The sequence below is a fragment of the Paenibacillus vulneris genome (assembly GCF_039543185.1).
Lineage (GTDB): Bacteria > Bacillota > Bacilli > Paenibacillales > NBRC-103111 > Paenibacillus_S > Paenibacillus_S vulneris.
The window spans coordinates 50,381-60,142 of sequence record NZ_BAABJG010000046.1 but is presented as its reverse complement, the minus strand read 5'-3'; the positions used below and the strand labels follow the sequence as shown (position 1 = coordinate 60,142).

Annotated in this window: 12 protein-coding genes; 2 read left to right on the top strand and 10 right to left on the bottom strand. The window is 44.7% G+C overall.

The window, feature by feature from the left end:
• Positions 1-286 precede the first annotated feature (286 nt).
• Together ABEA66_RS30840 and ABEA66_RS30835 are read right to left on the bottom strand one after the other, a co-directional pair.
• The gene (locus ABEA66_RS30840) at positions 287-505 is read right to left on the bottom strand and encodes a hypothetical protein (protein WP_028552477.1); all 219 of its coding nucleotides are present in this window, start codon (positions 503-505) and stop codon (positions 287-289) included.
• Between the two features lie 181 nt (positions 506-686).
• Positions 687-1,286 (bottom strand): stage II sporulation protein M, encoded by a 600-nt coding sequence (locus tag ABEA66_RS30835; protein ID WP_079915014.1) that lies wholly within the window; start codon positions 1,284-1,286, stop codon positions 687-689.
• A gap of 161 nt (positions 1,287-1,447) precedes the next feature.
• Between ABEA66_RS30835 and pdaB the strand changes: the two genes are divergently transcribed.
• Complete coding sequence (gene pdaB, locus ABEA66_RS30830) at positions 1,448-2,236, top strand: polysaccharide deacetylase family sporulation protein PdaB (protein WP_192705988.1); 789 nt, start codon at positions 1,448-1,450, stop codon at positions 2,234-2,236.
• A gap of 26 nt (positions 2,237-2,262) precedes the next feature.
• Here the strand turns inward: pdaB and ABEA66_RS30825 are convergent, their stop codons facing one another.
• A complete protein-coding gene (locus ABEA66_RS30825) occupies positions 2,263-2,859 on the bottom strand; it encodes a KinB-signaling pathway activation protein (protein ID WP_345593644.1) in 597 nt (198 codons plus the stop codon).
• A 143-nt stretch (positions 2,860-3,002) separates the two neighbouring features.
• On the opposite strand from ABEA66_RS30825, the gene gerD reads away from it, so the two are divergent.
• The gene (gerD, locus tag ABEA66_RS30820) at positions 3,003-3,728 is read left to right on the top strand and encodes a spore germination lipoprotein GerD (RefSeq protein ID WP_179136323.1); all 726 of its coding nucleotides are present in this window, start codon (positions 3,003-3,005) and stop codon (positions 3,726-3,728) included.
• Positions 3,729-3,833: 105 nt separating this feature from the next.
• Here the strand turns inward: gerD and ABEA66_RS30815 are convergent, their stop codons facing one another.
• The 7 genes from ABEA66_RS30815 to truA all read right to left on the bottom strand — a co-directional run bounded on the left by ABEA66_RS30815 (position 3,834) and on the right by truA (position 9,747).
• Positions 3,834-4,916 (bottom strand): Mrp/NBP35 family ATP-binding protein, encoded by a 1,083-nt coding sequence (locus ABEA66_RS30815; protein WP_345593641.1) that lies wholly within the window; start codon positions 4,914-4,916, stop codon positions 3,834-3,836.
• A 57-nt stretch (positions 4,917-4,973) separates the two neighbouring features.
• Entirely contained in the window at positions 4,974-5,729 is a 756-nt protein-coding gene (cwlD, locus tag ABEA66_RS30810; protein WP_079914958.1) for an N-acetylmuramoyl-L-alanine amidase CwlD, read from the bottom strand.
• A 70-nt stretch (positions 5,730-5,799) separates the two neighbouring features.
• The gene (sat, locus tag ABEA66_RS30805) at positions 5,800-6,978 is read right to left on the bottom strand and encodes a sulfate adenylyltransferase (RefSeq protein ID WP_345593639.1); all 1,179 of its coding nucleotides are present in this window, start codon (positions 6,976-6,978) and stop codon (positions 5,800-5,802) included.
• A 17-nt stretch (positions 6,979-6,995) separates the two neighbouring features.
• Positions 6,996-7,688 (bottom strand): phosphoadenylyl-sulfate reductase, encoded by a 693-nt coding sequence (locus ABEA66_RS30800; protein ID WP_345593636.1) that lies wholly within the window; start codon positions 7,686-7,688, stop codon positions 6,996-6,998.
• A gap of 210 nt (positions 7,689-7,898) precedes the next feature.
• Complete coding sequence (gene rpsI / locus ABEA66_RS30795) at positions 7,899-8,291, bottom strand: 30S ribosomal protein S9 (protein ID WP_028552486.1); 393 nt, start codon at positions 8,289-8,291, stop codon at positions 7,899-7,901.
• A gap of 20 nt (positions 8,292-8,311) precedes the next feature.
• Positions 8,312-8,749: a 50S ribosomal protein L13 gene (gene rplM, locus ABEA66_RS30790; RefSeq protein ID WP_079914961.1), complete on the bottom strand. Its 438-nt coding sequence runs from the start codon at positions 8,747-8,749 to the stop codon at positions 8,312-8,314.
• A 221-nt stretch (positions 8,750-8,970) separates the two neighbouring features.
• Positions 8,971-9,747, bottom strand: coding sequence for a tRNA pseudouridine(38-40) synthase TruA (truA, locus tag ABEA66_RS30785; protein WP_345593630.1), 777 nt, complete (start codon positions 9,745-9,747; stop codon positions 8,971-8,973).
• Positions 9,748-9,762: the final 15 nt, after the last annotated feature.

Sequence of the window (9,762 nt, the reverse complement as noted above, 5' to 3'; positions counted from 1 at the left end):
CAATGCTAGCGAGAATTTTCATTCTCTGTTCAAACATTCACTCGTTGTTCAGTTTTCAAAGGACAATATATCGACAAAACCTGATTACTTCATGTAACTTCTGTTTTGTCATTTTGTTCACCGTGTTTAGCGGCGACTCTTATAATATACCACATTCGCCTACGTAATTGCAAGCATTTTTTTAAAAACTTTTTTTGTGGGTTCCTACCGCTTTATTTCATATCGAACTTCTCGGAAGGAACGAGTAATAAAATAACATACAAATCAAATCGAAGTCAAGTATTTTTTAATGATGCATTCGGTTCCTTGCATATTTCGATATTTCTTTAGGGGATGCAAGCCGAGCATACATTCTAAAGATGACTCTATACCGCGATTCAATAGCTCCTTTAATATCAGGATCAATCCGTTTATCATTTAGATCAAACAGCATTTCGTCCAACTCTTTTTTCAACACATAGTCGAGTTCCCTGCACTCTCTTTCATTAAATAAAAACCCGAGCATCGACGTAATACCCCTTCCACAGCTTGTGTATATTCCATGTTGAAGCAAACAAAAAATGCATTGAAGAAAGCAACATCTTCTGTGTATAGAATCCATTGCGTTTTTTCAATGCATACGAAATGAAAGCATTTTTAACGCTTTACTGTTATGCACATATTTGGTTATTTTTATGCTGATTTTTTTATTGCGGTTTAACAAGCCAATACGTAAAGGTGCTCTCTATTAGTGCCGCGGCTGTCAAAGTTACTACAATAATAACGAACACGGGCACCAGCGCCTTGGCAAAGCCCCGAAATTCCTCTTTGAATTTACCGGACCGTGCAGGGCTTGTAAGGGCCGTTAAGGACTTGAGAACTAGCACCCCTAAACGCAATCCGAATGCACATGCAAAAACGATTGCAGGAATTTCAATAATACCGTGAGGCAGAATAGCTTTGATGACGTATAGGATAGACTGCTTTTCAGCAGAGACGGCCATAACGTAACCTAGCAGCAGCCCATTCGATAACAAGAAGAACAAAGGCAGCACGCCAAAAAAGGCCCCCAACCCTATAATAAGCAGCGATTTCGATACATTGTTCCAAAATATCAGCCAAAACAGCGACCACTGCTGATTAGGTTTACCGTTAATAGATTGAGATAGCTGCTCCAATCCCTTCAGCTGCGCTTCAATGAAGGCATGAAATTGATCCGAGAAGCCCGCCCCCAGTACGATCCCTGTAACGAAAACCAAGGCAGAAGCAATAAAATAATGTTTCATCAGCCGAAATTGCAGCATCATGTTCCTCAATGGCGTTCCCCCCTATGATTTTCTATGTGAATTTAGCATGTTTTTTGAATAAGCGGTACGAGCCCTGGCATATCTTTCTTGTCCGAGCATACATTTTACTAATCAGCTTATACAAGCCCCTACCACACTGGGCAAAAGGAGGTCTGGATTTTGTGAACTATTTTTATGTCGTTAACGGCAAAAAACTGAAACAATCTTTTATTATTTTAGTTGCTGTTATTTTTGCTATCGGCATTATTTACTCCGAACGCGATAATGTCACGGTGTTCTCGCAGAATGAGCCCGCGGCCATCTACAGTGTACAAACCGATAAAAAAGTCATTGCCTTAACCTTCGATATTAGTTGGGGCGATACTCGAACGGAACCTATTTTGAAAGTGCTTGAGGACAAAGGAGTCAAAAAAGCGACCTTTTTCTTATCCTCTCCTTGGGCAAAGGACCATCCGGAAATCGTGAACCATATTGTTAAAGGCGGCTGGGAGATTGGCAGTCATGGTCACAAGCATGTTAATTATAGCAGCTTGAATACAGACGAGGAAATAAAGACGCAAATCACGACCGCACATCAGATCCTTCGTGACGTAACCGGACAAACTCCTAATCTGATCCGTCTGCCGAACGGAGATTTCGACAAACGGGTGCTGCGGATCGCTAACGAGCTTAACTATACGGTTATCCAATGGGATACGGATTCGTTAGACTGGATGAATAAAGGCGTAGACAATATTATTAACCGGGTTGTAACCAAAGCCCATCCTGGAGATATTGTGCTGATGCACGCCAGTGATTCATGCAAACAGACCCACGAAGCCCTTCCCGCCATTATTGATCAATTAAGAGCTAAGGGCTACGAGTTTGTTACGGTCAGCGAGATGCTGAAGCAGACTCAGGTTGACAACAAGCCTCCCGTTGAAGATCAAGCAATGAAGACCATACATTAGAATAAGGGCAAAATGATGAAGAGCCGTTACACCGGCTCTTTGTTTGTTTGTAGCACTTTGGATAGGATCAGGATTTGCCATGCATTACTTGCAAGCAAAGGCACCATCATAAATACTGTGGAAGCAGCAGTATCCAGTCTTAACGCAGGAACGGCTTCCATTGCGGACACGACAATCATAAAGAACAGTGTGGGAATAAAACCGTTACGGTTGGTCAATTGAACTTTCCAATAAGCGACGCCCAAACCTACGGCCAGCATGCAAATAGGAAGAATAGTATAAGGGAGCCAATCTCCCCCAGCGTCTGCATCCCTTAAATAGACCAAATCAATTAATGCAATAATAACCAGGATGACTTGCAGCACGTCCCAAATCCATTTGCTTCTTATAAATCCGATGGCAATAAATCTTATGATCAAATAGGCGAAGAACCCCATCTGGCTCAGTACGCTTATTGTGGCTCCGCCTAACAGCATCGTTAGAACGTTATAGCCCACTGCGCTGCCGTTTAAAAAGCTAAATTGCTGATCATTCATTTGTAAAATAATTCCGATGACTAAAGCACTAATGGCACCTATGACTAGTGTCGTCCAAAATAAATAAAACCACTTTCTTAATGTCACGAAATTCTACCCCCACAGCTTCATCTGTACAGAAGTTAATTGTACCAACGTTCACAAAAAAAAGCCAACAAATCAGCAGAGTGAAAGTTATTCTAACGGCAAATACTAAGGCCAAATTCTTATATGGAAAGGAGCCTTATGTAATGATGAAGCGATGGTTGCGCCCTGTTTCCCTCCTTCTAATTATTTGGGTTTTAACATCCTGCGGATCCGATAAGCAAGCCTCACAATCCCAAAGCGGCGGGTATAAAGATACAAAAACTATGGTGCTCGACATCCTCAAAACTGATGATGGTAAAAAAGCAATCATTTCCGCATTAAGCGGCGGCGGTAGTGGAAGCAGCAGTGGCGGAGGTGAAGGAGGCGGTGGTTCCGGAGGGGGCATCCAGTCCGAAGGTCAATTGAAGCTGCTCTCTGCCGGTGATGCTCAGCAAATTCAGTTAGCCGTTAAAGACGTGTTAACCGATACGAGCAATAATAAGTTTTTGCAATCGATCATGACCGATCCCAAGTTTGCCGGACAATTTGCTAAAGCCATTCAAAAAGAAAATAAACAGCTGCATAAGGATTTGATCAAAGACCCTGAGTATCAAAAGTCTATGATAGAGGCAATGAAGAACCCCGATTTTGAGAAAATGCTAATGGATTCCATGAAAGGTCCTCAGTACAGACAGCAAATGAAAACGGTGATGCAGGAATCTTTGCAAAGCCCTTTGTTTCGACTTGAGCTAATGAACCTTATGAAGAAGGTTCTGGAGGAGGAGTCCCAGCCTAAAACCAAAGAGCAAGAGGGTGGCGGTGCTGGAGGCGGCGGTGGTGCTGGCGGTGGCGGCGGAGGTGGCGGCGGCGGCCAGGGTGGTAAGAAGTAATAGTAAGGGCCAAATCCCTTGTCCAATTACTCCCTCGGCGTTGAAGCTGACTCCCATATGTTACAGATATTAAAAAAAGGAGCCGCCCTAGGGCAGCTCCTTATCTTATTCCACTTTGTTGATCAGCTTCTGGGCCATCTCCAAATATAAAGCGCCCGTTTCTGTCTCAGGTTTGTATACGGATGGGGAAAAATCCGGTTCTGCAACATGATTGTCCGGTGCACCCAACGGGATTTGGGTCAGGAGCTCGGTGTGAAGCTCCTCAGCGAGCTTGGCACCTCCGCCTCTGCCGAACACAAAGTCTTTTTGCCCACAGGCGCTGCATTGGTAATAAGACATGTTCTCAACAACGCCTACGATATCATGATTCGTGTGTAAGGCCATTGCTCCTGCTCTGGCAGCGACAAAAGCGGCCGTTGCATGCGGTGTCGTAACGATAATTTCTTTGCTTTGTGGAATCATCTGGTGAACATCCAGGGCAACATCGCCAGTTCCTGGCGGAAGATCCAGCAGAACATAGTCTACATCTCCCCAGCTGACTTCCTGAAAGAAATTACGCAGCATCTTACCGAGCATCGGACCACGCCAAATCACCGGTGTGTTCTCTTCAACAAAAAAGCCCATCGAAATCACTTTAACACCGAAGCGTTCCACCGGAATGATACGATTATCGACCAATTGCGGTCTTTCCTCAATCCCCATCATGTCTGGAACGCTGAAACCGTAAATATCGGCGTCGATAAGACCTACTTTCTTCCCTAATCTCGCCAAGGCTACAGCCAGATTCACTGTGACGGTCGATTTACCGACCCCGCCTTTACCGCTTGCGACTGCTATAAAGTGAACGCCCGATTCCGGGTCCAGGATATTGCGAGCTGGCGCCGCTTCCTGAACCGGTTGCGATGCATGCTCCTGCTGCTTTCGAGCCGCCTCGTTACGGTCATATTCCGTCATAGGACGAAACCGAAGATGAACCTCGGAAGCGCCGGCTTTCTGGAATGCGGTAGTGATTTGTTCTTGAATATTTGTACGATAAGCTTCGTCCTCATTAGAAAGCAGCACGGTCGCAGATACCCGATTTTCTTTGATAAGAAAATCTCTAATAAGCTGCAATTCAGCCAAGCTAAGCTGAAATTCCGGGTCCTTCAGATGACGAACGGCCTCTACTAATTGTTCTTTGGTTAGCACGTTTTCACACCCCAGCCGAAAATAAGAATAGTGGTTTCATTTTATTATATCACAATTTTATAAGTTACCTACTTTTTCGCCGGAGTAATACCGCAATATTCCTTGATAGACCGAAGCCGCCACCTTCTTCTGGTATTCGGGAGATTTCAGCAGCTGCGCTTCCGATGGATTCGATAAGAAACCTACCTCAACCAAAGCACTCGGGATTTTTAACGTCTTTAATAAATAGACATTATCGACCGGCTTCGCTACGCGATCTGTATTATTCAAGTTTTTCTTGATTTCATCTTGGATTAACGCCGCTAACAACCCGTTATCCTGATGGTTCGGATAATAAAATGTTTGAGCCCCGGACCATTTATCCGAAGGAATACTATTCAAATGAATACTGACGAATAGATCGGCCTTTTGTTGAGAAATAAATTGTGCTCTAGCCAGCAAATCCTCTGTCTTTCGCTTGCTGTACCCTTTGGTCGATGGTTCCGCCAAATCTTGATCGCTTTCTCTCGTCATGACGACCATGGCGCCTGCTTCCTGCAAATAGTCCCTAAGGTACATCGTTATCGCCAGATTAATATCCTTTTCAATGATTCCGTCCTTACTCTCAGCGCCGCCATCTGGCCCTCCGTGGCCAGGGTCCAGAGCAATTTTTTTCCCGGAAAGCGGCATCGTCCAGTATGTCCATGTTTTGGTCGCAGGAAGCTCGTACGTAAACATAAACAGCATTAGAAGTACAAGCAAAAAAGACATTACCAGTTTCAAGCTGCTGTGCATGGTCAACCATACGACGACCCTTTTCCTCCTCTTAAACATAAAAAAAATCCACCTCGCATCCCCATAGACTCTTAATCATCTATATGGGACAGGGTGGACAAATATGCTATCAATTGGTTGGTTCGAACTGTTCCTTCATACCTTCTATCAAAATCTCCGCCACCTCGGGGCGTGTAAATTGCGGAGGAGGACATTGGCCGCTACGCAGCAAAGCTCTTACCTTTGTTCCGGACAAATGGAGATGTTCCGATTTGTCATGCGGACATGTTTTGCTGGAAGCCATATTGCCGCACTTGGTGCAGAAGAAGCTGTGCTCGAAGAACAATGGAGTAATTCCCAGCTCTTCGCTTGTGAAGTTGCTGAAAATTTCTTGTGCTTCATAAGTACCGTAGTAATCGCCTACGCCGGCATGGTCACGACCGACAATGAAATGCGTGCAGCCGTAATTCTTACGAACCATTGCATGAAAGATGGCTTCACGAGGCCCTGCATAGCGCATAGCGGCTGGAAATACTCCTAGAAATACACGATCCTTTGGGTAATAGTTTTCCAGCAACGCCAAATAGCTGCGCATGCGAACATCAGCTGAGATATCATCCGATTTGGTTTCACCTACGAGAGGGTTCAAGAACAGAGCATCGACGATTTCCATAGCGCTTTTTTGGATATATTCATGGGCACGGTGAACCGGATTTCTAGTTTGGAAGCCAACTACGGTTTTCCAGCCCTTTTCCGAGAAAATACGGCGGGTTTCCGCAGGATCAAAATAAAACTCAGCAAATTGCCCCGGCTCAGGACGATTCAATACCCGGATCGGGCCGCCTGCATAGATGGAAGGCCGCGACAGCAGCTTCTGAACCCCCGGATGGGCTTCGTCATCGGTTTTAAACACCTTAACTGCTTCGTTCTTCTGATCGACCTCATAAATGCTTTGAACGTCCAAAATACCGTAAATAACACCGTCCTGCTCTCCTACTAAAGCTACTTGCTCCCCAACTTTAATCTCATCCGCAACGTAATCCTCCAGAGACAATGTAATCGGGATGCTCCACACGGTCCCATCTGCCAAACGCATGTTCTCTACAACAGAATCGTAATCTTCTTTCCCAAGAAATCCTGTGAGTGGTGAAAAAGCGCCAATACCGATGAGATTAAGATCCGAAATCGTCCATGCATTAATTTGTATAGGGTATAAGTTCTTGGCCAGCTCCAATAGTCCTTCTCTCTCGGCTCCTACCGCGACACGGTTAATTAATGTGCCGCCATGTGGACGAATTGTCTCAGCCATGGGCTCGTGAAACCTCCTTATTTATGAAGGCCACATTCCGTTTTCTCAAAGCCGGACCAGCGTCCTGCACGAGGATCTTCACCTGCAGCTACTTGACGTGTGCAGTGCTCGCATCCGATACTTGGATAGTTCCGGTCATGCAGCGGATTATAAATAATATTATGACTGCGGATATAATTCCATACATCTTCAGAAGTCCAGGAAGCAAGAGGGTTGAATTTCACCAAGCCGAATTTCGTATCGTACTCCACTTTCTTCGCGTTTGCTCTTGTTGGAGCTTGATCTCGGCGAATTCCCGTAATCCAGGCATCATAGTTTTTCAAAATATCCGACAAAGGATCTACCTTACGGATGTTGCAGCATTGCGTAGGGTTGCTTTTCCAGAGCTCGTCACCAAATTGAGCGGCCTGATCTGCTAAGGTCAGCTTGGGAAGAACCTGCACGAACTCAACACCATAATGCTGCTGCAGCTTATCGCGAGTTTCGTAAGTCTCTTTGAAATGCACGTTAGTATCTAAGTAAAAAATATCTGTCTTAGGGCTTACCTTCTGGAGCATATCGACTAATACGACGTCCTCTGCCCCAAAGCTACAGGCCAAAGTGATGTTAGGGAATTTCTCAACGGCCCAGGCAATCAATGCTTCCGGGGACTGATTCTCGAATTGTTCTGCCGCCTCTTGAATTAATTTTTCTTTTTCAAACAAATTCATGTTTATCCACCCTCTCACCGTATTAATTCCGAGTATATTAATGTGTTTTGTTATATATCATTATAACGCGACGGGACTTTTTGTCAATTTAAAATTTTGTTGGGCCATTACCTATCATATGGTGAGCCCAGGCAAAGGTGATTCGAAAAACAAAAAAACCTTTCCACCGAAATAGTGAAAAGGTTCTTGTATAAGCGATAATGCTTGATATTAACGTTTGGAGAATTGAGGAGCGCGACGAGCTGCTTTCAAGCCGTACTTTTTACGCTCTTTCATACGAGGATCACGAGTCAGGAAGCCTGCCTTTTTCAAGGAACCGCGCAATTCAGGATCAGCTTTCAGCAATGCACGGGAAATACCGTGACGGATTGCTCCTGCTTGTCCGGAAATACCGCCGCCGTTAGCAATAACCAAAACATCGTATTTACCCAATGTTTCTGTCAAGTTAAGCGGTTGTTTAACGATCAACTTCAAAGTCTCAAGACCAAAATACTCATCAAGGTTACGTTTATTAATAATGATGCGTCCTTCACCTGGTACCAAACGTACACGAGCTACCGAGTGCTTACGACGACCTGTTCCATAATATTGAACTTGTGCCACAAAACAGCCCTCCCTTTAAATTAACCGCGAAGTTCCCAAACTTCAGGTTGTTGTGCTTGATGCGGATGCTCAGAACCGGCATATACTTTCAATTTTGTCTTCATGCTATCGCCAAGGCGATTTTTTGGAAGCATGCCATGAATTGCGAATTCAAGTACACGTTCTGGTTTTGTATTAAGCAAATCTTGAGCGGATGTTACTTTCAAACCGCCAGAGTACAAAGAGTGGCGATAGTACATTTTGTTTTGCAGCTTTTTACCAGTCAATCTGATTTTTTCTGCATTGATTACGATTACGAAATCCCCAGTATCAACGTGAGGCGTAAATTGCGGTTTGTGCTTACCGCGGATAATGCTGGCAGCTTCGCTCGCAAGACGGCCCAGAGTTTTATCTGTTGCGTCAATGATGTACCATTTGCGCTCTACTTCATTTGACTTAGCCATATATGTGGTACGCATGAATAGTTCCTCCTAAACAATTGTTCACTTCGTTACTAGTTGGATGAAACGACACAGTCATGTGATGAACATGAAGACATCTGCCATTCCATCATCAATCTATCTGTATCATTCGTTTATAGTTATCGTTAAATTAAGGTTAGCCTTTTCCTTGACCCGGGGCCGTGGGATAGCCGATCAAGAAACGCCAAGTGATATTGTACTATAAAATCTGCGACAAATCAAGTAATGATTGTATCTAGATTATATAATACTTCCCAGAGCATAAGCCCATGAGGCACAGCTGTAGGTCCGGCTTTAGCCCGGTTGCGGGCTTCCAGAATGTCGCGGATCGATTCACTTGAACGTTTGCCTTCTCCCACCTGGATCAAGGTCCCTGCTACGATTCGAACCATGTTGTATAAAAAGCCGTTGCCGGTCAAATATATATGAATGGTAAACGATTGAAGCTGAGGGTCCACAGGTTCACATTCCAGCCTGGCGTCGAATAACGTTCTGACGTGGGACAATTTCGTGGATCTGACGGAGCAAAAGGATGTAAAGTCATGTGTACCGATTAACCATTTGAGCCCTTCTGCCATAGCATCCGTGTTCAAAGCAGTCGGATGGTAAAACTCCATATGACGTTTAAACAGGTCAGGATGACGGCCGCAGCGGATGGAGTAACGATACGTCTTTTGTACAGCTGATCGGGTCGCATGAAAAGATAAATCTACCTCTCTAGCGCCGCTTACGACAATATCATCCGGTAGTCTTGTATTAAGCGCCATACACCATCTCTCGATAGGAATCTTCGATTCTGTATAGAAGTTAATAACTTGACCTCTCGCATGAACCCCTGCGTCCGTCCTGCCCGACGAAGTCAATTTAACCTTTTCTCCGGTTAGAGAGTGCACGGCTTGTTCCAGCACGTCCTGAATCGTATTTAAGCTAGGCTGTGTTTGAAAACCATTGTAAGCTGTCCCGTCATAACTGACGGTCATGCATATATTCCTCACGGCCGTCCTCCATTA